21 protein-coding genes and 1 riboswitch are annotated in these 25,070 nt (G+C 40.7%); of the genes, 14 read left to right on the top strand and 7 right to left on the bottom strand.

The window, feature by feature from the left end; translation table 11 throughout:
• Window positions 1-184: 184 nt before the first annotated feature.
• Window positions 185-1,804, top strand: a complete 1,620-nt coding sequence (locus tag QFZ72_RS19185) for an ABC-F family ATP-binding cassette domain-containing protein (RefSeq protein WP_307436480.1) — start codon at window positions 185-187, stop codon at window positions 1,802-1,804.
• Between the two features lie 572 nt (window positions 1,805-2,376).
• A complete protein-coding gene (locus QFZ72_RS19180) occupies window positions 2,377-3,291 on the top strand; it encodes a ketopantoate reductase family protein (RefSeq protein ID WP_307436478.1) in 915 nt (304 codons plus the stop codon).
• Window positions 3,292-3,331: 40 nt separating this feature from the next.
• Here QFZ72_RS19180 and QFZ72_RS19175 read toward each other — a convergent pair whose 3' ends face one another.
• Window positions 3,332-4,246 carry a CobW family GTP-binding protein gene (locus QFZ72_RS19175; RefSeq protein ID WP_307436476.1) on the bottom strand — a complete coding sequence of 305 codons (915 nt, stop codon included), beginning with the start codon at window positions 4,244-4,246 and terminating at the stop codon, window positions 3,332-3,334.
• Between the two features lie 273 nt (window positions 4,247-4,519).
• Here QFZ72_RS19175 and QFZ72_RS19170 point away from each other — a divergent pair, with 273 nt between their 5' ends.
• Window positions 4,520-5,380, top strand: coding sequence for a DegV family protein (locus QFZ72_RS19170; protein WP_307436474.1), 861 nt, complete (start codon window positions 4,520-4,522; stop codon window positions 5,378-5,380).
• A 56-nt stretch (window positions 5,381-5,436) separates the two neighbouring features.
• On the opposite strand, the gene QFZ72_RS19165 is transcribed toward QFZ72_RS19170, so the two are convergent.
• Window positions 5,437-6,666: an aminopeptidase gene (locus QFZ72_RS19165; protein ID WP_307436471.1), complete on the bottom strand. Its 1,230-nt coding sequence runs from the start codon at window positions 6,664-6,666 to the stop codon at window positions 5,437-5,439.
• Window positions 6,667-6,827: 161 nt separating this feature from the next.
• Between QFZ72_RS19165 and QFZ72_RS19160 the strand changes: the two genes are divergently transcribed.
• The 3 genes from QFZ72_RS19160 to abc-f all read left to right on the top strand — a co-directional run bounded on the left by QFZ72_RS19160 (window position 6,828) and on the right by abc-f (window position 10,929).
• A complete protein-coding gene (locus tag QFZ72_RS19160; RefSeq protein ID WP_307436469.1) occupies window positions 6,828-8,003 on the top strand; it encodes an acyl-CoA dehydrogenase family protein in 1,176 nt (391 codons plus the stop codon).
• A complete protein-coding gene (locus tag QFZ72_RS19155) occupies window positions 8,000-8,881 on the top strand; it encodes an aminoglycoside phosphotransferase family protein (RefSeq protein ID WP_307436466.1) in 882 nt (293 codons plus the stop codon). The genes QFZ72_RS19160 and QFZ72_RS19155 overlap by 4 nt, the downstream gene beginning before the upstream one ends.
• Window positions 8,882-9,168: 287 nt before the next feature.
• Window positions 9,169-10,929: a ribosomal protection-like ABC-F family protein gene (gene abc-f, locus QFZ72_RS19150; RefSeq protein WP_307436463.1), complete on the top strand. Its 1,761-nt coding sequence runs from the start codon at window positions 9,169-9,171 to the stop codon at window positions 10,927-10,929.
• A 41-nt stretch (window positions 10,930-10,970) separates the two neighbouring features.
• Here the strand turns inward: abc-f and QFZ72_RS19145 are convergent, their stop codons facing one another.
• On the bottom strand, window positions 10,971-11,828 hold the full coding sequence (locus QFZ72_RS19145) for a VanW family protein (protein ID WP_307436460.1): 858 nt from the start codon (window positions 11,826-11,828) through the stop codon (window positions 10,971-10,973).
• A gap of 279 nt (window positions 11,829-12,107) precedes the next feature.
• On the bottom strand, window positions 12,108-13,115 hold the full coding sequence (mreBH, locus tag QFZ72_RS19140; protein ID WP_223441855.1) for a rod-share determining protein MreBH: 1,008 nt from the start codon (window positions 13,113-13,115) through the stop codon (window positions 12,108-12,110).
• Window positions 13,116-13,217: 102 nt separating this feature from the next.
• On the opposite strand from mreBH, the gene QFZ72_RS19135 reads away from it, so the two are divergent.
• From QFZ72_RS19135 to ade, 8 genes are all read left to right on the top strand, one after another.
• Entirely contained in the window at window positions 13,218-13,784 is a 567-nt protein-coding gene (locus tag QFZ72_RS19135) for an acyl-CoA thioesterase (protein WP_307436456.1), read from the top strand.
• A gap of 284 nt (window positions 13,785-14,068) precedes the next feature.
• Window positions 14,069-14,521 (top strand): DUF6884 domain-containing protein, encoded by a 453-nt coding sequence (locus QFZ72_RS19130; RefSeq protein WP_307436453.1) that lies wholly within the window; start codon window positions 14,069-14,071, stop codon window positions 14,519-14,521.
• A gap of 82 nt (window positions 14,522-14,603) precedes the next feature.
• The gene (locus QFZ72_RS19125) at window positions 14,604-15,911 is read left to right on the top strand and encodes an ATP-binding protein (RefSeq protein WP_307436450.1); all 1,308 of its coding nucleotides are present in this window, start codon (window positions 14,604-14,606) and stop codon (window positions 15,909-15,911) included.
• Window positions 15,912-15,926: 15 nt separating this feature from the next.
• Entirely contained in the window at window positions 15,927-16,787 is an 861-nt protein-coding gene (locus QFZ72_RS19120) for a gamma-glutamylcyclotransferase family protein (protein ID WP_307436447.1), read from the top strand.
• Between the two features lie 130 nt (window positions 16,788-16,917).
• Complete coding sequence (locus QFZ72_RS19115; RefSeq protein ID WP_307436444.1) at window positions 16,918-18,246, top strand: cytochrome ubiquinol oxidase subunit I; 1,329 nt, start codon at window positions 16,918-16,920, stop codon at window positions 18,244-18,246.
• 15 nt (window positions 18,247-18,261) lie between these two features.
• Window positions 18,262-19,275, top strand: a complete 1,014-nt coding sequence (locus tag QFZ72_RS19110) for a cytochrome d ubiquinol oxidase subunit II (protein WP_307436441.1) — start codon at window positions 18,262-18,264, stop codon at window positions 19,273-19,275.
• A gap of 76 nt (window positions 19,276-19,351) precedes the next feature.
• On the top strand, window positions 19,352-20,014 hold the full coding sequence (locus QFZ72_RS19105) for a potassium channel family protein (protein WP_223441875.1): 663 nt from the start codon (window positions 19,352-19,354) through the stop codon (window positions 20,012-20,014).
• Between the two features lie 476 nt (window positions 20,015-20,490).
• A riboswitch (purine riboswitch) is annotated at window positions 20,491-20,592 on the top strand.
• Between the two features lie 56 nt (window positions 20,593-20,648).
• Entirely contained in the window at window positions 20,649-22,376 is a 1,728-nt protein-coding gene (gene ade / locus QFZ72_RS19100; protein WP_307436436.1) for an adenine deaminase, read from the top strand.
• 79 nt (window positions 22,377-22,455) lie between these two features.
• Here ade and QFZ72_RS19095 read toward each other — a convergent pair whose 3' ends face one another.
• From QFZ72_RS19095 to QFZ72_RS19085, 3 genes are all read right to left on the bottom strand, one after another.
• Window positions 22,456-22,605 carry a hypothetical protein gene (locus QFZ72_RS19095; RefSeq protein WP_307436433.1) on the bottom strand — a complete coding sequence of 50 codons (150 nt, stop codon included), beginning with the start codon at window positions 22,603-22,605 and terminating at the stop codon, window positions 22,456-22,458.
• A gap of 155 nt (window positions 22,606-22,760) precedes the next feature.
• A complete protein-coding gene (gene rnjA / locus QFZ72_RS19090) occupies window positions 22,761-24,428 on the bottom strand; it encodes a ribonuclease J1 (protein ID WP_223441882.1) in 1,668 nt (555 codons plus the stop codon).
• A gap of 5 nt (window positions 24,429-24,433) precedes the next feature.
• Window positions 24,434-24,643 carry a DNA-dependent RNA polymerase subunit epsilon gene (locus QFZ72_RS19085; RefSeq protein WP_070878987.1) on the bottom strand — a complete coding sequence of 70 codons (210 nt, stop codon included), beginning with the start codon at window positions 24,641-24,643 and terminating at the stop codon, window positions 24,434-24,436.
• Between the last annotated feature and the right edge of the window lie 427 nt (window positions 24,644-25,070).

Here is a 25,070-nt window from a genome sequence, read left to right as displayed (position 1 = left end):
CCGGGATGTAATACACATAATCCTACCATAAAAAAGCACCCTTCAAAACGTTTTGAATGTGAACATTAGATGGACTTTGCGGAAATGCCCGGAATATTTTTGCGGCAAATCTGCAATTATTATTTTTTTTCGCCAGTTCGTGTTATAATTTTGTAGATTATGTATAGATGGAGGACTAACTTTAATGATTACAGTAAGCAATGTGGGATTGCGTTATGGTGACCGCAAACTTTTTGAAGATGTTAACATAAAATTCACCCCTGGCAACTGCTATGGTTTAATTGGAGCAAACGGTGCAGGGAAATCTACTTTTATTAAGATTCTCTCAGGCGAGATTGAAGCACAGACAGGAAACGTGAGCTTAGGACCTGGCGAACGTCTGGCTGTTCTTAAACAAAACCACTTTGAATATGAAGACTATGAAGTAATGAAGGTTGTCATAATGGGCCATGCCCGTCTTTATGAAGTGATGCAGGAGAAGGATGCCATCTATATGAAAGCTGATTTCTCAGATGAAGACGGCATGCGTGCAGCGGAACTTGAAGGCGAATTTGCAGAACTTAACGGGTGGGAAGCTGAAAGTGAAGCTGCGATTCTATTAAAAGGACTTGGCATTACTGAAGAGCTTCATTCGAAAAAAATGGCTGACTTAACAGGCGGAGACAAAGTGAAAGTATTACTTGCTCAAGCATTGTTTGGCAAGCCTGACGTTCTTCTTCTTGATGAGCCTACGAACCACTTGGACATCAAAGCGATTCAATGGCTGGAAGAATTCCTGATCAACTTTGAAAATACTGTTATTGTCGTATCCCATGACCGTCACTTCCTTAATAAAGTATGTACGCATATTGCAGACCTTGATTATGGGAAAATTCAGGTTTATGTCGGAAACTATGATTTCTGGTATGAATCAAGTCAGCTTGCGAGCCGCATGGCTTCTGATGCAAACAAGAAAAAAGAAGAGAAAATCAAAGAGCTTCAAGCGTTTATCGCGCGATTCAGTGCAAATGCATCGAAATCAAAGCAGGCAACATCAAGAAAGAAATTGCTTGATAAAATTTCTCTTGATGATATCAGACCATCTTCACGCCGCTATCCTTGGGTCGGCTTTACACCTGAGCGTGAAATCGGCAATGATGTTCTGCGCGTTGACGGCATTTCAAAAACAATTGACGGAGTAAAAGTACTTGATAATGTAAGCTTTATTATGAATAAAGAAGATAAAATCGCTCTTGTCGGCCGTGATGAAATCGCGATTACAACTCTATTTAAAATTCTAATGGGTGAAATGGAAGCAGACAGCGGAACATTCAAATGGGGAGTGACAACTTCTCAAGCGTATTTCCCTAAAGACAACAGCGAATTTTTCGAAGGCGTAGAATCAAACCTTGTAGACTGGCTCCGCCAATACTCGCCGAACGACCAAAGTGAAAGCTTCCTTCGCGGGTTCCTTGGAAGAATGCTCTTCTCAGGCGAAGAAGTTCTCAAAAAAGCAAGCGTCTTATCGGGTGGAGAAAAAGTCCGCTGCATGCTGTCTAAAATGATGCTCAGCAGCTCAAACATTCTGCTTTTAGATGAGCCTACGAACCATTTAGACTTAGAATCAATTACTGCACTTAACAACGGATTAATCGCATTCAAGGGCGCAATGATTTTCACATCTCATGACCATCAGTTTGTTCAAACGATTGCAAATCGCATCATTGAATTAACACCAAAGGGCGTTATTGACAAACAAATGTCATATGATGAGTACCTTGAGAATGAAGATGTTCAAAAACAGCTTCAAACAATGTATGCATAGAAAAGCGAAGCCGGCTGTTTAGCCCAGGCATGGCAGATTTGTTCTGACCGAGGGGTTAAAAGGCGGTGCAATACAGCATAAAAATAGTGACTTTGCCTGTATAGTTCAGGGAGTCAGATAAGGATCCGGCAGTATAGGTGCTTAGCACCTTGGCTGCCGGATTTTTTTGATCTGAGAGCTTGGTGTTGAAGCAGGATGATTTAGGAAAGCGCATCATTCCAGTAATCGCCGTTGGCCAATCTAGCGGAAATCTTATCTTTATTAGCTGAAATTCTATTCTTTATCGCCGATTAAGTAAAATAATTAGCCGGATTTTTCATTTTTATAGCGAAACGATTTTTTTATTTAGCTAGTTGCTATCTGCAGTCTTTCTTATAAAGCCAAAATGATCTTTTTCTAGCTTAATTTAGACTGATCTAGCACAAATCAAAAACCTCCAATCGGCGGTTTTTATTTTTCCTCTATCCAGCTGTCAAGATGTATAAGAAGAAATCCTGCTTTTTTCGAGCAGGATTTTTTGTTTTTTCTTTATGGATTCTATAAACTTATGATGTAGGGAAGGGGATGGAAAAGTGAAAGTATTAGTTGTTGGAGCAGGAGCGGTTGGCGGATATTTTGGTGCTCGTCTTGCCGAAAAAGGGGAGGATGTCACATTTTTAGTCAGAGAAAAAAGGGCACATTTGCTGAATGAGCATGGATTACAAGTGAAAAGCATACACGGAGACTATCATTTTCATGCTAAAACATTGCTTGCAGGAGGTAAAAGGGAAGCATTTGATCTCATTCTGTTATCTGTGAAAGCTTATCATCTGGAAAAGGTCATGGAAGAATTAATTCCATTTGCGGGAAATCAAACACTCATTATGCCGCTGCTGAATGGCATCGCCCACTTGGACATGCTGCAGGAGAGATTTTCAAAAGATCGTGTTATCGGCGGTTTATGTTTTATTGAATCGACAGTAGATCAGGAAGGTGCGATCGTGCAGACCAGTCCGATCCATGAACTTGTCTACGGAGCCCTATTTGGGCAGCAGACGGAAAAAGTTGAAAAACTTAAAGCATTATTTGCTGGAGCAAATGCTGAAATTCGAAATAGTGACAGGATTCTTGCTGATATGTGGCATAAATATATGTTTATTTCAGGTTTGTCTGGTGTAACCACTCTGTTCCGTTCACCAATCGGGCCTATTCGCGAAAATGCATTCGGCATGAATGTTATTGAGAAACTCTTTTATGAAATCGGATCGATTATGCGTGCTGAAGGTGCGCCAATTGCTGACGGCATTGAAGATATTCAGCTTAAAAAAATACATAACATGACAGAGGGAATGAAGTCCTCCATGCAGAGGGATATGGAGAAACTGACAGAAGTTGAAGCGGATCATTTGCAGGGGTACCTTTTGAAGCTTGCCAATAAACATAAAATAGATGCGCCGATTTTATCCATGGTGTACTCAAATTTAAAGATATATGAGAATAATCGCTAAAAAGAACCGTCCTGCTGATACAGGACGGTTTTTAAATCAGCTATTGCTGCAAGTCATTCAGCTGATTCTTCAGCCACGCATGATCTAAATGTTCGCCGATAAAAACAAGCGTCTTTTTCATGTTAACAGGCTCTTTTAAGTAGAGCGGCATGCCGTATGAATACTGAAACAGATACGTATCCTCGGAATGTGTAAAGGAAAGGTAACCTTTTATGCGGTAGATTGTATCAGGCATGTTTCTCAGAAAATCCTCAAAAGCTTCAAAATCAATTTGCTCTGTAAAAGTATGAATATATGTTTTTAAATGCAGATCAAGCTGCACATGTGTTTTCTGATGCTCCTTCTGCTGCTTGCGGGTTAATTGCTGAAAATCGCTTAATCTTATATTGGCGTACTGAGTCAGCAGCACCTTGGAATCAGGAGCAATGTTCTGAATGTCAAAGACAAGAGATGCCTGTTCTGATTCTGAGAGATTGTCCACTTTATTTAAGAGGACAATGTCTGCATGATGAATTTGTTCCTGCAGCAGTTTTTGAAGCTGAATACTTAAGGCATGGCGATCGTGATAACGGGCGCCATCAACAAGGGTAACAATGGATCCTATCGCTAATTTTTCAGCAAAAACAGGCGATAAACAAGCATCCAGCACTTCAATTGGATGTGCCGCCCCTGTTGTTTCAATGTAGATGGCATCAAGATCGTATTGCGAGAGCATACCCTGTAGCTGTGCTTCCAGCTGGCCTTGCATTGTACAGCATACACATCCATTCAGAAGCTCTTTTAAGGGAATATCATCTGAGACAGCGTCCGAATCGATAGAAACTTTCCCGAGTTCATTCATAATTACGGCAATTTTGCGGTTCTTGTCTTGTTCTTGTTTTAAAATATTTTTTAAAAGCGTTGTTTTACCCGCTCCTAAAAATCCGGATAATATGTATACTTCAACAGATTTCATCGTTATACGCTCCCGTTCAGGTTGATATGTCTCATCGTACATGAATTCTGCTTTTTCCGTCAATCTTCTTTATGAAATAAGAAAATTCAATGAACATGTGATTCACTCTATTGTTTATTCCTTTAGTTCGCTATAGAATGAAAACTGTTGACATTTTTCCTGGCAATCCAGCAGGAATTGGCAGTATGTGTGAATGAGAGGCTGTTTTTCGGGAGACTGATATAGAAACAAGGTCTTGATAAAGAGCCAGTGAATAGGCCTGGGGGTAAAGATTTGTTGAAAAAAATTGCATGGGTAACAGATAGTGTTTCTTGTATTTCAGAAGAAGCTGCTGAAAAATATGGAATATATGTTGTGCCGCTTTCCATCATTTTTAATGGGAATTGTTATAAAGACGGCATTGAACTTACAAATGAAGAATTTTATAAAAAGTTAAAAGCATCGAAGGTTTCACCAACAACAAGTCAGCCTGCTGTCGGTGATTTCGTCAAATTATATGAGAAGCTGAAACAGGAATACGAAATGGGGATCGCCATTCATGTTACTTCAAAAGTAAGCGGCACTCTGAATGCATCCATGCTTGCCGCAGAAATTGCAGGCTTTAACATGGTGCATATTGATTCTAAAATCGGTGCAAAAGCCTTGGAATTCATGATGCTCGAGGGCGTTCGCATGGATCGGGAAGGGTATTCGGGCGAAGAAATAGCCAAACATCTGCAGGAGCTTCCGGAGTGTGTAAGAGGACTTAACTTGATTGGCAGTCTCGAACAGCTTCACAAAGGAGGACGTGTATCCGGCGTGGGTATGGTGATCGGCAATCTGCTGCAAATTCGTCCGATTATTGAGTTTCAGCAAGGTGAATTAGTTCAGCTTGAAAAAGTAAGAACGACGAAAAAAGCTGAAAACCGCATTTTAGAAATTTTTAAAGAATCTTATGTAACAAAGGGTGTTTATGGAGCAGCTGTTATTCACAGCAATCTCTTCGAAAAAGCGAGAGAGTGGAAGGAAAGACTTTTACAAATCGACCCTGCATTAGCAATAGAAGTTGGAGATTTAAGTCCTGTAATTTCAGCACATGTTGGTGAAGGAACGATCGGACTGATGTGGTTTGAAAAGAAAACATCTGACAAATAAGCAGAAACCGCCTGGGAATCATCTCCAGGCGGTTTTTAAATCTTTTATGCGGTCGCTTAGATTGCCCAAGTGCCTTTTCTGAATAGAGGCTCGCTCGTGCCGTCTTTCAGAATGCCGTCAATGTCCATCTCTGCTGAACCGATCATAAAATCAACGTGAGTGATGCTTGAGTTGACGCCGTTTTTCTCCAATTCTTCGCGGGACATTTTCTTTCCGCCTTCAATACAGAAAGCATAAGCATTGCCGATTGCTAAATGATTGGATGCATTTTCATCGAAAAGTGTATTATAAAATAAAACATTAGACATAGAAATAGGAGAATCATGAGGAACAAGTGCTACTTCTCCAAGGTAATGAGAGCCCTCATCTGTTGCTGTGAGTTCTTTTAAAATTTCTTCGCCTTCTTCTGCCTTGACGTCTGTAATCCGGCCGTTTTCAAATGTAAGAGAGAAATTGTCAATCAAATTACCACCGTAGCTGAGAGGCTTTGTGCTTGCTACAACGCCATTTACGCCTTCTTTATCAGGAACTGTGAACACTTCTTCTGTTGGCATATTAGCCATAAATTCGTTGCCTTGTTCATTGACGCTTCCTGCGCCAATCCATAGGTGCTTCTCAGGAAGTTTGATTGTTAAATCTGTTCCCTGTGCACGGTAATGGAGCTTTTTATATTTTTTGCCGTTTAAATATTCTACCTTGCTGTTCAGTGATCGATCATGTTCCTTCCATGCTGCAACAGGATCTTCAAGATCTGTGCGGGTTGCTTTGAAGATTGCATCCCACAGCTGTTCAACTGCTTTTTCGCCAGCTTCAGGGAACACTTTTGCAGCCCATTTCTCAGATGGAACGGCGATCACGGACCAGCTTACTTTGTCTGCCTGAACATAATTTCTGTATGTAGATAAAGCAGTGCCTGCAGCTTTTGAATTGGCAGCAATTTTCTTCGAGTCAATGCCCTTTAATAAATCAGGGGACGATGAAACGATCGACATAAAAGCAGCGCCATTTTCGGCAAGCGTTTCTAGACCTTTTGCACGCCACTCAGGAAATTCTTCGAAAGCTTCCAGCGGTGCAAGCTCAAATCTTGTACGGGTTACTTCGTCATCATTCCAGTCTACCTGCACGTGTTTTGCACCTGTTTCATAGGCTTTTTTTACAACTAAACGGACAAATTCAGCTGCATCAATGGAAGCGTTGATGACAAGCGTTTGCCCCTTTTGAATATTCACTCCGACTTTGACAGCAAGCTCTGCATATTTTTCGAGCTTTTTTTGAAAAGAAGTCATTAGCTTTATCTCCTTTAACCAGAATTAGTTCTATTTTATCAGAACTGTTAACATTAGGAAATATAAAGGACTGAGTATTCTATATACAAACAGATATCAGATCGGAATACTTTATCAAATGTGCGAGAAAAGATAGAATAGAAGGGAAAGAAGGTGGAATCGTGCTTGATCAGCAATTCATCAAAACGGACAGACAACTGATATTTTTGGAGAAGGCTACTGAGCTTGCACAGCAGTTCTCAGTGCGTGCCGATTATTACGATCAGCAGGCTCTTTTCCCTTTTGAAAATTTCAATGATTTAAAAAGAGCGGGCTTTTTGAAATTATCAATCCCTCAGAAATATGGCGGAGACGATCTGACTCTTTATGAATTCGTGTTAATACAGGAGAAGCTTGCACAGGGTGACGGAGCAACAGCTTTATCACTTGGATGGCATCTTGGAATTCTTATGAATATTAGAGAAACTGAAAAGTGGGAAGAAAAAACGTACGCACGGATTTCCCGAGAAATCATACAGTTCGACAAATTACTGAACAGTGCAGCGTCTGAACCGAATGGAGGAAGTCCTGTGAGAGGAGGAAAACCTGAAACGACAGCAAAACGCAATGGGGAGAAGTGGATCATTAACGGCAAGAAAATATTCACATCCCTTGCTCCTGCGCTTGATTATTTCCTGATTACCGCAACAATTGAGGATACAGGCGAAGTGGGGGAATTTATTATTCCAAGAGAATCTCCCGGGCTTTCCATTGAAGAAACATGGAACACGCTTGGAATGAGAGGAACAAGAAGCGATGATTTAATTCTTGAGAATGTGGAAACTGATGCAGAAGCGATGACAGGTTTGAAAACGAAACCTTCTAAAGGACCGGCACAGCAAGGCTGGCTGCTCCATATACCGGCATGTTATTTGGGAATTGCCATTGCAGCAAGGAATTTTGCTGTCCAGTTTGCAAAAAAACATCAGCCAAACAGCTTAAATCATCCAATTAAAGATCTGCCTGAAGTGAGAAGAAAGATAGCAAAAATGGATCTTTCGCTTCTGACGGCGAGACATCTTTTATACGGTACAGCAGAAAAATGGGACGCTTCACCCAATGAGCGAAATAAGCTCTCAGCGGAGCTTGCAGCAGCCAAGACAGTTGCTACAAATACAGCAGTCGAAGTGGTCGATCTAGCCATGCGTGTAGTTGGGGGGCAAAGCATGTTTAATTCCCTTCCCCTCCAAAGATATTACAGAGATGTAAGAGCGGGCCTCCATAATCCTCCGGCAGATGAAATTACGTATTCGATCCTTGCAGACCAGGCTTTTCAAGGAGATGAACAAGGAGAATGAACCTTTCAAGTGAGTTTAAACAAACAATTATCGGAGTTCATGGAGATTCAGGAGAAGCCTGGCTCCGTGAACTCCCTTTCATCATTGCGAGCTGCGAGCAGACTTTCGGCCTTAAAATAGGGGAACCTTATAAATTGTCGTATCACTATGTGGCACAGGCAGTTATGGAAAATGGAAAAGAGGCTGTTGTTAAAATCGGGCTTCCCAACCACAAAGATTTAATCGCAGAGTGCATCGCTTTAAAGATAATGGGCAGCGGAGATGGCATGGTAAAGCTGATTGATGCCCATTTAAATCACGGTCTATTAATTTTGGAAAAATTAATTCCAGGCACCATGCTGTCAGAGGTGAGCAGCGTTGATACAGCTGTTTCAATTGCTTCATCTGTTATGAAGAAAATTTGGCAGCCTTATGCAGGTGACCATTCTTTCCCTCACTTGTCAGATTGGATGGCCGGCTTGAGACAGGTGGAGCAAAATATCATTGCTGAAAAATGGATTCATAAAGCGGAGGTTCTTTTTGGTGATTTAATAAACTCTATTACTAAACCCATTCTTCTGCATGGAGATCTTCATCAGGACAATATCTTGAAAAAGGGCCAGGACTGGCTTGCCATAGACCCTAAGGGGGTTATAGGGGAAGCAGAATATGAAGTAACAAGCTTTTCCAAAAATTATCTATTTGATAAAAAAAATCCTAAGGATGTTCTCAGAAAGAGACTTGACCTGTTCGAAAAAGAATTAGGCCTGGACCGAAGCCGGATGATTGGCTGGGGCTTTTGTCAGGCTGTACTGAGTGCATGCTGGTGTCTGGAGGGTGGGGCAGCATGTTTTGAAGAGAATCTTCACCTTGCCAAGCTGTACGATGCCATGATGTAACTGCTTTCATATGGTGTTGACATATTTAGTTTTTTTATCATATACTAATATCATTCTAATATCGGAAAGGAAAAGGTACAGGAGACATGTGGAACTAATCTTATTTTCTAAACGTTTTTTGAATAAGCAAAAAAACGAGACCTAGAGAATAGGATGAGTACGCTCATTTTTCATACCATTTCCAGCTGAAGGCCCAGAAACATGCATCTTTTTGCATTTTTTTCTGTACCCTTCTGTCTATTTCATATGGTTGAAATCCTCTCTAGGCGAACTTGGGAGGTTTTTTTATGGGTAAAAATGAAAGATTCTTAAAACAGCGAAATGCAAATACAATTCTTAATGTAAAGGATGTAAAAAAACAATATGGTGATCAAGTTATACTTGAAAACATACAGTTTGAATTGAAACAAGGAGATTGTGCCGGATTAGTCGGATACAACGGTGCAGGCAAGACGACCCTAGCCAATCTGATTTTTGGGAAGCTTCTTCCTGATGAAGGCAGCATCTACAGAAAAAAAGACATGAAAATCGGATATCTGATGCAATCAGTTGATTACACCGTACATGATTTTAAAGGTGTTTTAGAAGATCACAGCTTCGAAACGATCTTTGAAACGACAAAAAAATTAGGACTTGAAAAAGTGCAGAATTGGAAAGATGACCGGCTTTATCATTTAAGCGGCGGTGAGAAGCTGAAGCTCGCACTCGCTCATGTATGGGCCGCAAACCCCGATCTGCTGATTCTGGATGAACCGACCAATCATTTGGACTATCAGGGAATAGAATGGCTTGTGGATCAGATGAGGACGTTTAGTGGAGCTGTGCTGATTATCTCGCATAACCGGTATTTTCTCGACAGAACCGTATCTCATATTTTTGAACTGGAAAATAAGAAGATAAAGGAGTTCAAAGGGAATTACACGGCTTACAGGGACGAGAAGAAAAGACTTTTAGAAGAACAAAAGCATCAGTATGAAGTGCAGCAGCGGTATAAAGCAAAAATTGAAGGGCAAATGGAAAATTTAAAGAATTGGTCAGATAAAGCTCACCGTGAATCAACCAAGCAAGGAAGTCCTTCTGAACGGAAACAAATGGGCTTTAAAGAATATCACAGAGTAAAGGCGAAAAAATTGGACATTCAGGTCCGTTCTAAGATGAAGCGGTTAACGGCTGAGCTTGAAAAAAATAAAATAGAAAAGCCGCAAGATGAAGCGAAAGTCTTGTTTCAGTTTGATTCAAGCGGCAAGAGAGGCAGACGTGTACTTGAAGCAAAGGATCTTGAAAAAACGTTTGGGCAGCTGCCCTTGATTAAGAAAAGCCATTTTTATATTAAACATGGCGAGAGAATTGGCATGATCGGAAAAAATGGAGCCGGTAAATCGACGCTCATCCGGATGATTCAAGGCATGGAAGACGTGACCGGAGGCGAGTTATGGAAAAGCGAAACGATGAAGATCGCTTATTTAAGTCAGGATGTGAATGATTTAAAAGAAGATGAAACGGTTCTTGAGGCTCTTGATCTTTATGAGAGGGAACAAATTCTAAGAGCGCGGACCATTTTCGCAAATATGGGGCTACCTGAAGAAAAACTTCAGCAGACAATCGGTTCACTGAGCCTAGGTGAACGCACAAGGGTGAAGCTCGTGTCTATGATCCTCAAAGAATATGACGTTCTCATACTCGATGAGCCGACAAACCATCTGGACCTCCCGAGCCGCGAACAGCTAGAGGAAACCCTTGATGAGTTTGAAGGGACCATCATTATTGTCTCTCACGATCAGTATTTTATAAATAAATTATGTGATAAGCTGCTCGTATTTGAAGATGGGACCGTAAGAAGAGTAGAAATGAAGCTTAATGACTATTTTTCAAAGAGCAGTAGTGAATCGAATGAAACAGATATTGAGAAAGAGCTGCTTAAAATAGATCATCAGCTGACAGCTGTTTTAAGCAGGCTGAGTGTAATCAGCAGAGATGACCCTTCTTTTGAATTGCTTGATGCAGAGTACAGCAGACTTCTTAAAGCTAAGAAAAAGTTAACAGGCTGATCATAAAAGGCTGAGTCACGATGACTCAGCCTTTTATAATATTAGATTTTAGAAGCTGCTATAATTTGAACCTCTAGAGTGCCGCTTTTTTGATCGGTTATGGATTTAATAATAACAGGATAGTCTTTATTATTCATAAATTTAAAATCGTAGCCTCCCCAGGAAACAGTTGCATCCTGATTAATAGGGACATAGCCGACTGCTTTAGAATGGTGATGAAGTTCGATTATTTCAAGACCTGCCTTGGCAACAGCGTTGTACAAAGTGCTTGATGTCTGGCAGATGCCTCCGCCGATTCCTTCGACAAACTCTTTATTTACAATCTCAAGCGCTTTTTGATATCCGCGTGCAGGTGTTCTCTCACCGACGATTAAATTAAAATAAAATCTGTCTCCAGGTCCAAGTACGATTTCATTAATCGCATTCGAAGAAATGGCAATGTTGGTGCTTCTGCCTGCTACAGAAGGATTGAAAGTTGTTTTGTAGCTTCCGATCACGCTTTGTTTAGCGCCATTTAAGGCTTCCTGCGTAATATTTGGAGCTGTTTCCGTGATAGGGAGCGGGATTTCCTGATTAAATGCCGATAGATTCAGCAATTGATTTAATAGAGCCTTCTCATCCAGGACAACCCGGCTTTGACCCGGGAAAAGCTTGCCGTCTTTAACTTTTGAAGGGGTCATCGGCTGATCAAATTTATCTGCCATCTGCCGAACCAGTGCCTTCATATCCTTTTCATGCTGCTCTTTATTTTTATCTGCAGCTGGTATAAATGTGGTCACTGTGCTGCCGTCTCTGCTGTCAATCAGAGCAAACTCCCGGTTCATCTCCATCGCCTTTGAAGAAACAGCTTTTGCACTCACAGCATTATTCGCCATGATAAGTTTTTCTTTTTCCGCCAAACCGCATCCGCTTAGAACAAAAGTAATTGATACGAACAATAATAAGCGTTTTATGTCGTTCTCCCCCAGTGAAATTGTAGATTAGATGTTTTTATGTGAATCATACAATAGGTAAGACGCATATGAAAAGAGAAAAGTTTCAAAAATTTGGAGAAAAAAAGAATAATTTTCAAGTGATTGATTTATTTAGAAAAAGAAAGTAGAATAAAAAATAAGAACAAACGTTCTATATCAAGCAAAAAAAGAACCGCAGTAAAATGCGGCTCTTTCACACTTATATTATTTTGAAACTTTTTGAAGCTTGTGAATGACCTGAAGAGATCTTCCTGTTCCGATTGCAACTGATTCAAGCGGGCTTGGAGCAAGGTGTACAGGGACTACAATTTCTTCACTGAGCCATTCCTGCATGCCTTTCATTAATGCACCGCCGCCTGTCAGAATAACTCCGCGGTCTACAATATCACCGCTAAGCTCAGGAGGACAGTCTTCAAGGGTAGCACGAATCGCTTCCAGTATATGGAGCAATGATTCTCTCATTGAATTCTGCATTTCTGTTGAAGATAGAGTTATCGTCTTTGGAAGACCTGTAACCAAGTCACGTCCTCTGACTTCCATTAACAGCTCGTCATGCTTGACAAGTGCATAGCCGATTTCCATCTTAATGTTTTCAGCAGTGCGCTCGCCGATTAACAGGTTATAGTTTTTACGGACATATCCAATAATATCCTCATCAAGCTGATCACCGCCGATTCTGATGGAGTGACATGATACAACCCCGCCAAAAGAAATAATGGCAACCTCTGTGGTACCGCCGCCGATATCAACAATCACATTAGCGATCGGTTCATCTACAGGAAGATCTGCGCCAATAGCTGCTGCAACCGGCTCCTCAATTAAATGAACGATTTTAGCTCCTGCATTTTTTACCGCATCGTGAATGGCACGGCGTTCAACACTTGTTGCACCTGAGGGAGTACATACAACAACAGTAGGCTTTCTAATAGAAAACCCTAATTTTTTTGAAGCTTTTTTCATAATTTGCTTAAGCATTTCAGTTGTTACATCATAATCAGCAATTACGCCATCTTTTAGCGGTCGGACCGCCACAATTTTACCAGGCGTTTTGCCAATCATGCTTTTTGCTTCCGTCCCTACAGCCAAAACATTTTTTGTTACTGTATCAATCGCCACAACGGACGGTTCATTTATTGCGATTCCTTTATCCTTGCTGTATACAAGAATATTTGCTGTACCTAAGTCAATACCAATTTCAGAAGTAGAAAACATATATCTTCACCCAATCCTCATAGATTTCGAGTCTTTAATATTCATTCTGCGAACAGTGTCGATTTATGGGGGTAGCGGGCCGTTTTTTTTAGGATGTATTTTATGGGAGCTTCAGGGAATAAGAAAAAGAGTATTGAAAAAGGAAGTGCATCTAAAGTGGAAGTGAAATTCTGTAGACATTCTTTTGTAGTAAAAACAAGTATCGTGCTCCCCTCTGATACAAACAATTATGGAACATTGTTCGGGGGGAAGCTTATGGCTTATATCGATGACGTAGCAGCCATTTCTGCAATCAGACATGCCCGGGCGCATGTTGTCACTGCTTCGACTGATTCTGTTGATTTTCTGCATCCAATATATGAAGGAAACTCTGTTTGTCTTGAAGCGTTTGTGACATATACGGGAAGAACATCAATGGAGGTTTTTGTAAAGGTCATTGCAGAAGACCTCCTGAACGGAAATCGAAATGTTTGTGCTCTTTCCTTTCTTACAATGGTCGCCGTTGATGAACACAGTAAACCTACTCCCGTACCAAAGGTTATTCCTGAGTCAGAAACAGAAAAGATGCTGAACGACTCTGCACTTAAGCGTGCAGCAATCCGGAAAAAACGAAAAGAAGACACCGAATCAATGGCAGCCGCATTCGGAACCGATTATCCCTGGCTGTAAGGGTAAAGAAAGTGATGTACAGCCTAAAGGAGCAGGGATGTCCTGTTTCTTTGGCTGAAAGCAGAATGGGGAAACCTGAAACCCTGTTCTTTTTCATTCAAAATGAATTACTGGAGAAATCATATTCAATGCATGTATAGTGAAGCAGGAATCTTTCATATATAATCAGTGGAAAGAAATCAGGATCTTCTGATAAAAAGAAGTATATCTTTCTACTAACTGATCTATAAACCTATTAATGACGGTTATCAGGTAACCCTCTGAAACAAAAAGGAGAAACGAAATTGAAGCAGTTATGTGTTATACCATGCGGAAATAAAAAAATTTGGGATAAGGAGCCTCATCTTGGACAAGTTGAAGCCCAAAATGCCTATACGGGAACCTTTCATTTGCTCTGCCGGCAGTATGCCGAAATGTTCTTCGATGATTGGGTCATTCTTTCTGCAAAACATGGCTTCTTATTCCCTCAGGATCTTGTTCCGGGCAATTACAATGTCTCGTTTAGCATGAAAACAGAAGAAGTGATAAAACTTGAAGAGCTGAACATGCAGGCTGATGAAAAGAACCTGCATCAATTTAATAAGTTTGTTGTGCTTGGAGGAAAGAAATTCAGACCCATTATAGAAACGGCGGTTGAAGGGGAATACATTTATCCTCTGCAGGGCTGTACAGGAATCGGATATATGCAGCAAATGCTAAAAAAGGCGGTTCTTACAAATCATAGTCTCCATGATTGATAGTAAGAGATAAGACGGTTGAATATGCTGATAAATCAGAAAATGGTATACTATAAAAAAACAGAGGCGAAAAGGTGCTGCGATGAACAAATATACGGGCAGAATTATGATTACTTTAATAGCAGTATGTATTCTGATTTTATGGAATATCTTAGACTATTATTTGGGGAGTCAGTCCGTCCCATTGGTGCTCCGCAGTTTATTCTGCATATTAATCTTGGCTGTTGTCTGGAAATTAGGCACTTATTTTGACCGGTCCAAGCTGTTGATTCATCAGCTGAGCGAAAGTCAGCGCCGCTATAAAAACCTGCTTGTTGAGACGAAGATGGTCCTTGAAAATATTCAGGAAGTCGTGTTTCAAACAGATGGTGAAGGGAATTTTATTTACTTAAATCCTGCATGGACGGACGTAACAGGGTATGAAAGAACAGAAAGTCTTTATTCAAGTTTTTATCATTACATTACATTTGAAGATAAAAAGCGGGTGAAAAGCAAGCTTGTTGAATATACGGCTGCGAAACGAGTCGAGGGAAAACTGGAAACATCCTATCGCAAGAAAAGCGGCGGAGAATTTTATGCTTATGTTCATTTCAAAATGTATTATGATAATGAAGGCTATTTGATCGGAACAGTCGGGACAATTCATGATATTACTGACAGAAAACTGGAAGAGCGGGAATGGAGAGAGATGAATGAGCACCTTGCCCTGAAATCCCAAAAACTGTCCATTGCCGGGCAGCTTGCAGCGGGCATTGCACATGAGGTAAGAAATCCGCTTACATCCATCAGCGGTTTTCTTCAGCTGATCAAAAACGAATTTCCTGACAAAGATTCATATTTTGATATTATCTTTGGAGAAATAAAGAGAATTGAGCTGGTTCTTAGTGAAATGCTTGTCTTGGCCAAACCGCAGGCGATTCATTTCAGGGAAAAGAATATGATTTCCATTTTGGACCAAGTGGCTGTACTGATTGAATCCAATGCCATTTTACATAATATCCAGATTGAAAAAAGTTTGCCCTCAACAGAAATTATAGTTGAATGTGATGAAAATCAATTAAAACAGGTATTTATCAATCTTATTAAAAACGCGATTGAAGCACTGCCTGATGGAGGAAATATCCACATGAGCTGCAGACTGAAAGGCGAATACGTGATCATAGCAATTGAAGATGATGGCATGGGGATACCAAAAGAAAAAATCTCAAAACTTGGCGAACCCTTCTTTTCTACAAAAGAAAAAGGGACTGGTCTTGGTCTGACCGTTTGCTTAAGGATCATAAAAGATCACTATGGCCATATCAATGTAAACAGCAGCTTAAATAAGGGGACTACCTTTGAGGTTGTACTGCCAGTTGTGAATCGCCATACGATATTAGAACCAGTTTAAGAGGAGAATGGTAAGATGAACTGTCATTTATTTGTTTATGGAACACTGCGCTATATGGAGAAAAATCATCATTTTTTAAAGAATGGAACGTGTATTGCCGAACAGGCGCGGACAAATGGATCGCTGTATGATTCGAATGACGGCTATCCTGCGATGACTGTGGAACAGGAAACCGTTTACGGAGAACTCTATGAAATTGATGAGGAACTGCTTCCTGAAGTTCATGAACTAGAAGGGCACAATGGACCTGAAGCAGATGACAACCTGTTTGAATTTGTGCCAATTCGTGTCTATACAGATACAATGGAATATGATGCTTTTTGTTATGTAATAAAGCCGGAACAGGCTGATACAATGAAAAAAATAAAGAGCGGCGACTGGAAAGAATATCAGTTTATCTTGAATCCGCCAGCTGAAACGTTTTATTTTGCTTATGGCTCGTGCATGGATACTGAACGATTTCAAAAAGCGGCTGTTGATCATCATTTTGCTGATGTAGTCGGCGGCGGAAAAGCAGAAAAGTATTCTGTTAAATTCACAGTTACGATGGAAGATGGGGGCCGCGCTGACATCGTTGAAGATGGCGGAGGGGCTGAGGGCATTTTATACCGTGTACCTGAGGAAGCAGTGGACTATCTTTACATGCGTGAAGGTGTTGACTCTAAATTGTACCGTCCAGCCTTCATCAGGGTGGAAACGGGAGGAGTGGTCTATGAGCAGTGCCTTACCTTTACAGTGATTCAGAAAAAAGAGGAGTTCCGCCCGCCTGGACATTACTCAACAGAAATATTAAGAGGTGCAAAAGGCAGACTTGGAGAGGAGTATGTTGAAAAAATCCGGGCATATATGGCGGCTCTTCCTGAATATAAATCATGATAGGCATAGGAGATATCTTCTTTGCTGATCATGATTGCAAAACATGTTCAGCACATCACAATCTTTTATGTTTTGCTTTTGGGAATCTGTGATATAAGATCATTAGAACATTAAAAGGAGATGTGGCCCTTTGGCTGAACTTGATAGCGTCATACTTAGCCGGATGCTTACGACATTGACACTAGCCTTCCACATTATTTTTGCAACAATTGGAGTCGGAGTTCCTGTTTTAATATCTATTGCAGAATGGATGGGAATCAGGAAAAACGATCCGCACTATATCCTGCTGGCAAGACGCTGGACGAGGGGCTTTGTTGTTACAGTGGCAGTAGGCGTCGTTACTGGAACATGTATTGGATTGCAGTTATCTTTATTATGGCCGAGTTTCATGGAAATTGCCGGTCAGGTTATTGCCTTGCCGCTTTTTATGGAAACATTCGCTTTTTTCTTTGAGGCCATCTTTTTGGGCATCTATCTTTACACATGGGACAGGTTTAAAAAACCAATTTACCACTGGCTTATTTCCATTCCGATTATTATAGGATCGTCGATGTCTGCCGTGTTTATCACCACAGTTAATGCTTTCATGAATACTCCTCAGGGCTTTACGCTGAATGGCAGAACGATTACAGGCATCGATCCGATTGCTGCAATGTTTAATCCTGCAGCACCTTCAAAAGTCTTTCATGTGCTGATGTCTTCCTATATGACTTCAGCCTTTGTGCTCGCTGCTATAACTGCTTTTATGATCCTTAAAGGAAGAAGAACAGACTATCACCGTAAAGCCTTGCAGGTGACAATGGTCTCGGCTCTTGTCTTTTCGCTTGGTACGGCCCTCGCTGGTGATCTCTCTGCAAAATTTTTGGCCGAGCATCAGCCTGAAAAGCTTGCAGCAGGGGAGTGGCATTTTGAAACAGAAGCCGGAGCTGATTTAATTTTATACGGAACACTGAATGAAAAGGGTGAAATCATCAATGAGATCAGGGTTCCAAAAATGCTCAGTTTCTTATCATTCAGTGATTTTAATGCAGAAGTAACAGGGTTAAATGAAATAGAAGAAGACTTAAGACCCCCTCTCTGGATTCACTATATGTTTGACGTAATGGTCACGATTGGGATGTTCGGTCTGGGATTGTCTATGCTGTTTATTCTATTTGGAAAAATAAAAAGGCTGAATGGTTTCCAATCGCTGCTTTTATGGCCGATTGTAGCTGCCGGACCTCTTTCCATGATTGCAATCGAAGCAGGCTGGATTTTTGCCGAGGTTGGACGTCAGCCATGGATTCTCAGAGGTTTTATGAAGGTTGCTGAAGGAGCAACGACATCTGATCATGTAGGGTTAATGTTTGTTCTGTTTTTTGGGCTGTACACCTTGCTTGGAACACTGTGCATCATTGTGTTAAAACGCATGTTTAAAGAAAATCCGGCAGAAGCTGAGCTTGAGTACCGTTTTAAATAGGAGGGAGAAGTCTAAATGGATATTCCAATCGTTGGCATGACGGTTCTGTGGGTTTTTCTTTACGGCTATTTAATTGTTGCTTCAATAGACTTTGGAGCTGGTTTCTTTGCTTTTTACGCCCAGCTGACAAAGCGGGATGATATCGTAAATAACTTAATCAGCCGCTATTTGTCGCCGGTGTGGGAAGTGACAAATGTCTTCTTCGTCTTCTTTTTTGTGGGGATCGTCGGTTTTTTTCCGCAAACAGCGTATTATTATGGCACAGCACTGCTGGTTCCAGGCAGCATAGCGCTGGTTTTAATCGCGATCCGCGGTTCCTTTTACGCATTTGGGAATTACGGGGCTAAGGACAGTCTTTTTTATACGTTTTTATATGGAGCCACAGGACTTTTAATTCCTGCATCCCTGTCTACGGCTCTTTCAATATCAGAAGGGGGCTTTTTGGAAGAACGAAATGGCACTGTCGTATTTCTTGCTAATGAGTTATTTACAAGCTTCTATTCGTGGAGTGTGGTATTCCTTGCCATTGTATCCGTTTTGTTTATCAGTGCTTCTTTTTTAACCTACTATGCAGATCGTGCGTCAGACAGCAAAGCTTTATCGCTGCTTAGAAAGTTTGCGCTTTTTTGGGCGCCGCCTACAATCCTTGCAAGCTTTCTTGTCTTTCTTTCCCTGCAGCAGCATAATCCCAGGCATTTTAATCAAGCGCTGGATCTTTGGTGGATGTTCGGATCCTCACTCTTGTTTTTTATGATATCCGTTTGGTTAATCTATAAAAGAAAGAATCTTGGAACGGCCTTTATTATGGTGATGCTGCAATTTTTCTTTGCCTTCTTTGGCTACGGGGCATCACATTTGCCTTACATTCTTGATCCGTTTGTTACTATTTATTCGGGATATACCAATGAAACGATGGGGATCACACTTGTCATTGTTTTTATAGCAGGGCTGCTGCTTTTGATTCCCTCATTGATATTGCTTTTGCGCCTGTTTTTATTTGATGCAGAATATGTAAAGGGCAGAAAGTAAAGCTTCAATTTGTTTTAATAAGGGATAAAGTTATGTTAAAATTTGTTTATAGTATGATGGCTGGAGGAACGTACATATGAAAAAGGATTTTGCAGTTATTGGACTTGGGCGTTTTGGAGGCAGTATTTGCCGTGAGCTGAGCGAAGAGGGCATGGAAGTAATGGCCATCGATATGGATGAAGATAAAGTGAATGAGTATGCCAATATTGCTTCCCATGCTGTTGTCGGAGATTCAACTGACGAAGCTGTTTTAAAAAGCCTGGGCATCCGCAACTTCGATCACGTCATCGTGGCAATTGGCGATAATATTCAGTCAAGTATTTTAACAACACTGATGCTGAAAGAGCTAGGCGTTAAATTTATTACTGTAAAAGCGCAAAACGATTATCATGAGAAAATTTTAAGGAAAATTGGAGCTGATCAAATCGTTCATCCAGAGAGAGATATGGGCAGAAGAATTGCTCATAATCTGATCTCCAATAACGTTCTTGATTACCTTGAACTTTCCGACGAACACAGTATTGTAGAGATTGTCGTAAATAATAAACTGTCAGGAAATACATTAATCGATCTTGATATTCGCGCTAAATACGGAATTAACATAGTTGCCATAAAAAGAGGCAAAGAAATATTTGTTACTCCACAGGCAGATGAAGTGATTCAAAAAGATGATATTTTAATTGTTATTGGTGCAGATACAGATATCGACAGATTTGAAAAAAGGGTTTTAGAAGCTTAATCGGGAAAAGACACTTGAAGGTGTCTTTTTTTATTTTTTGCAGTAGAACGTTTGTTCTTTATGAATTGTGGTATAATGGAAGATGTATACATTCGTGAACATATGGGTGGTCGGCTAGCCCCTGTCTCTTTTCTTTGTGAAGCAAGGAAAGGGGGTGATGCCCGGGTGACAGTATATGAGAGCTTAACATTTGCTATTTCATTTGCTACGCTTATCATTGCAGTTCTGTCGTTTGACCAGAAAAAATAGACCTCCCAGCTTTGTCGATTGCGGGTGAGGTCTATTTTTTAATTGATTGATAAAAATGGCCGACCCCGAGCGTGGGACCGAATGTATGCATGGCCGTAAGTGTTGCTGCACTTGCGGTCATTTTTATGTTATTCAACTTTATGTGTATCATACCACAGAATAAATAATTATTAAACGAAAACAAAAACCGTTGACTGCCGGTCAATTTACCATTACTATATGTTACTAAATACTTATATTCATGAACTCGTATAATATTGGAGATATGGTCCAAAAGTTTCTACCGAACTGCCGTAAAAAGTTTGACTGCGGGGAATGAATAAAAAAGGCATTATTCTATTGCCTTTATTTATCTCACTCCTCCATAACAGCGAGGGGTTTTTTTATGAAAAAAGAAGAATTCATTCAATCAATAGAAGCAAGTACAAAAAGAAAAAAAGCCGATATCGTTTTTAAAAATGCTCAGATTGTCGATGTGTTTAATTCGGAGATTATAAGCGGCGACGTAGCCGTCACAAATGGAAGAATTGTAGGTATAGGCGATTATGAAGGCAAGGAGGAAATTGATGTAAGCGGGAAGTATCTTTGTCCCGGATTAATTGATGGTCATGTTCATATTGAATCGTCAATGGTTCCGCCGCATGAATTTGCCAAAGTGGTGCTTCCTCATGGTGTAACAACGGTCATTGCAGATCCTCATGAAATTGCGAATGTTTCCGGGGTAAAAGGGATTCAATATATGCTGGACAGTTCAGAAGGCATTTTGCTTGATGTATTTGTCATGCTGCCGTCCAGTGTGCCTGCAACAAGCTTTGAACATGCAGGAGCAAGGCTGGAAGCTTGTGACTTAGAACCCCTTTTCGACCATGAACGAGTCATTGGGCTTGCAGAAGTCATGGATTATGTTGCTGTTCAAACAGCTTCTGACAGCATGCTGAATAAACTTGAAATGACTTCGCGGCACTCGCGCCTGATTGATGGCCATATGGCAGGCCTTCCTGCAGATATGATCAATGTCTATCGCTCTGCGGGGATTATGACAGATCATGAGGTGACGAATGCGGCAGAGGCGAAGGAGAGAGTGCAGCGGGGCATGTATGTGTTAATCAGACAGGGCTCCGTGGCAAAAGATCTTCCGAATGTAATAGGAGCTGTCAATGAACGTAATTCCAGACGCTTTTTATTCTGCACGGATGATAAGCATTTGGATGATTTAGCAGCAGAAGGCAGCATCGATCATAATATTAGACTTGCTGTGCAGCATGGGGTTGATCCTATTATAGCTATACAAATGGCTACATTAAATGCAGCAGAATGCTATGAACTTAAGAATAAAGGGGCTGTGGCGCCTGGGTATGAAGCCGACCTGCTGATTCTAAACAGTCTCAGCGATTTTCAGATTGAGCAAGTTTATAAAGCTGGGAAATTAGCAGCACATGAGGGTGTTGTAAAAACGGATGATCTGAGAACAGTGAAAACACCTTCTGCATTATTAAATACAGTTCATCTGCATGATTTGCAGCTTTCAGATCTTGAACTATCCGTAACGAAAGATCAGCCGGTACCGATTATTGAAATCATTCCAAATCAGCTTGTTACAAGAAAAATATTCGAACAAACAAGTGTCAGCGATGGTATTTTCCATCCTTCCACTGAGCTTGATCATTTAAAGCTAATCCTGGCTGAGCGTCATAAGAATACGGGATTAGTCGGAAAAGGAATTGTAAAAGGCTTTCAGCTGAAAAGAGGGGCAATCGCAACTTCGATTTCGCACGATTCACATAACCTCATTGCTGCCGGTACGAATGATTCAGACTTGCAGCTTGCTGTCAAAGTGCTGAAAACCAATGCAGGAGGTTTAGTTGTTGTACAGGATGGAAACATTCTCGCACAGCTTCCGCTCTCAATCTCGGGTTTAATATCTGATCAGCCGTATGAAGAAGTGCTGCACGGCCTAAAATCGATACATGAAGCATTAGAAATGATAGGACTGCCTGGCACCTTTAATCCATTCTTAACGTTATCTTTTCTTGGACTTCCTGTCATTCCGGAATTGAAAATAACATGTCAAGGAATCTTTGATGTCAATTCTTTTATACATTTAGAGTATTAACCACGAACAACCGGTCTCGCAGTGAGGCCGGTTGTTTAAATTTATGTATGATCGTAAGGGAGCTTCGTGCGAGTAAATATTATTGTTCTAATGGAAATTGCTTCAATTGCTTACCGTCTAATTGAAGGAGAGTCACTACTTTTTTTGTGGCAGGGCTGATCAGATCTGCTTTAACTCCTTTATCCTTTAGACGCTGTACGAATTTTTCAAGAGAGGACGGCTTTTTCATGTTAGGCACTACCTTTCTTTCGGCTTAAAATTTGACTGAACGGTCAGTGCAGTTTATTATACAGCATATTTTCTGATTCTTCAATATGATGGAGAATACTTGAAGACAGATCTTCTAATACAAAAAAACTGCCGGATTTCCGGCAGCTCTGCTGATTAAACCTCCATGATGATAGGTAAAATCATCGGGCGGCGTTTTGTTTTTTCGTATAGGAATGGTGCAAGTGTATCTGTAATTTCATTTTTAATTTCAGACCACTGGCTTGTGCGGCGTTCCATCACTTTATTTAAATGCTTAGTAATCAGCACTTGAGCATCATTAATAAGATCACCTGATTCTCTCATGTAGACGAATCCGCGTGAGATGATGTCAGGACCGGCAGAAATTTTAAATTCCTTCATATTAATGCTGACAACGACAATAACTAATCCTTCTTCCGAAAGAATGCGGCGGTCACGAAGTACGATATTTCCGATATCGCCAATTCCGCTCCCGTCAATATAGACAGAGCCAGAAGGAATTTTACCTGCTACAGATACTTCGCGGTCACTGAGGGCAAGAACTTCTCCATTATCCATGATAAAGCAGTTTTCTTCAGCAACACCACAGTCCTTGGCAAGTCTTGAATGCATAATCTGCATGCGGTACTCACCATGAATTGGCATGAAGTATTCAGGCTTCATTAGACGAAGCATCAGCTTTTGCTCTTCCTGGCCGCCGTGGCCAGACGTATGAACATCGCTTAAAGAACCATGAATGACTTCTGCGCCTGCACGGTAAAGCTGGTTGATTGTTCTGCTTACGCTGATTGTGTTTCCAGGGATCGGCGAAGAAGAAAATACAACCGTATCTCCAGGAATGATCTGAATTTGACGGTGTGTGCCATTTGCAATACGGGATAGTGCTGCCATAGGTTCGCCCTGGCTTCCGGTACATAAAATAGTCACTTTATTAGCAGGCAGGCGGTTAATTTCATGTGGTTCAACAAATGTTTCTTTTGGACATTGAATGTATCCAAGATCTTGTCCGATTGCAATCGCTGATTCCATACTGCGGCCAAATACAGCAATTTTACGATTATGCTGAACAGCTGCTTCAACGACTTGCTGAAGTCTGTGAATGTTTGATGCAAAAGTTGCGAAGATGACACGTCCATCAACTTTGCGGAAGATCTCCTGAATGCTCTCGCCGACACGGCGCTCAGACATCGTAAAGTGAGGAATTTCACTGTTAGTGCTGTCTGAAAGCAGACATAAAACGCCTTCTTTGCCGATTTCAGCCATTTTTGTCAAGTTTGCAGGTTCGCCGACCGGTGTAAAATCAAACTTGAAATCTCCAGTATGTACGATATTTCCAGGCGGTGTCTTTACAACGATTCCGTATGAATCCGGGATGCTGTGTGTTGTTCTGAAGAAGGTAACAGACGTCTTTCTGAATTTAATGATGTCATCTTCTTTAATTTCATATAATTTAGCCTGACGCAATAAACCATGCTCTTCAAGTTTGTTGCGGATTAAGCCGAGTGCAAGCTTGCCTCCGTAAATTGGCACGTTTACTTGCTTCAATAGATAAGGAATCCCGCCGATATGGTCTTCATGGCCATGTGTAATGAAAAGACCTTTAATCTTATCTTCATTTTTGACTAAATACGTGTAATCCGGAATCACGTAGTCAATTCCAAGCAATTCCTCTTCAGGGAATTTAATGCCGGCATCTATCATAATAATTTCATCCTGGAATTGGACACCGTACGTGTTCTTGCCGATTTCTCCGAGTCCACCAAGTGCGAATACCGCAACTTGATCATTTTTAACAAATTTCATAAAAATCAAATCTCCAATACTTTAAAGTTTTCGTTTTGTTTTTCATATTCAAGAAAAGCACCTTCTACTGATTGAATAAATTCAATGTTATAAAAGCGGTCTTTTAGTTTATTTCTTGCGTCACCTTCTGTTTTAGCTTCAACAAAAAGTGTTTTAGTTTTTTCGCGGACAGGAACCTGATTTAATTTCTCCTGATAATAAACTTTGTATAGCATTGCCAAATCTCTCCTTAACTACCGTATGTTAGACTAACTTGTTCTATTATATGCGATAATCATCCCTAAGCCAACCCTCATGAGCACTAGGCCTATTTCAATTAGAAAAAAAACCCTCTGCATCTAGAAAGGGTTTTTGTTAAGCCATTGTTTTTCTGCCAAGAATACTATTCCATTGAGATCTTAATCTGCGCCGCAATCTTTTCAACATATCTGTCTCACTCCTTATCTTGTCCAATTCGGGTGTCTGCCGAGCCTTCGTGAATCTGCCAGACTTAGTATATGTGATATAGAGCAAAGTTAACATGGGTATTTGTGGAAAATGTTTGTATTTAATGATTAAATAAGAAGAGATTAAACGATTTCGGTTGAGAAGCTAAATTTTTTCCTTTATTATGGGTCTAGTTATGGTTGATTAATTCAGGAC

Source organism: Bacillus sp. V2I10 (assembly GCF_030817055.1).
Lineage (GTDB): Bacteria > Bacillota > Bacilli > Bacillales > Bacillaceae > Bacillus_P.
The sequence above is the reverse complement of the archived record's forward strand: the minus strand, read 5'-3'. Positions and strand labels throughout refer to the sequence as shown.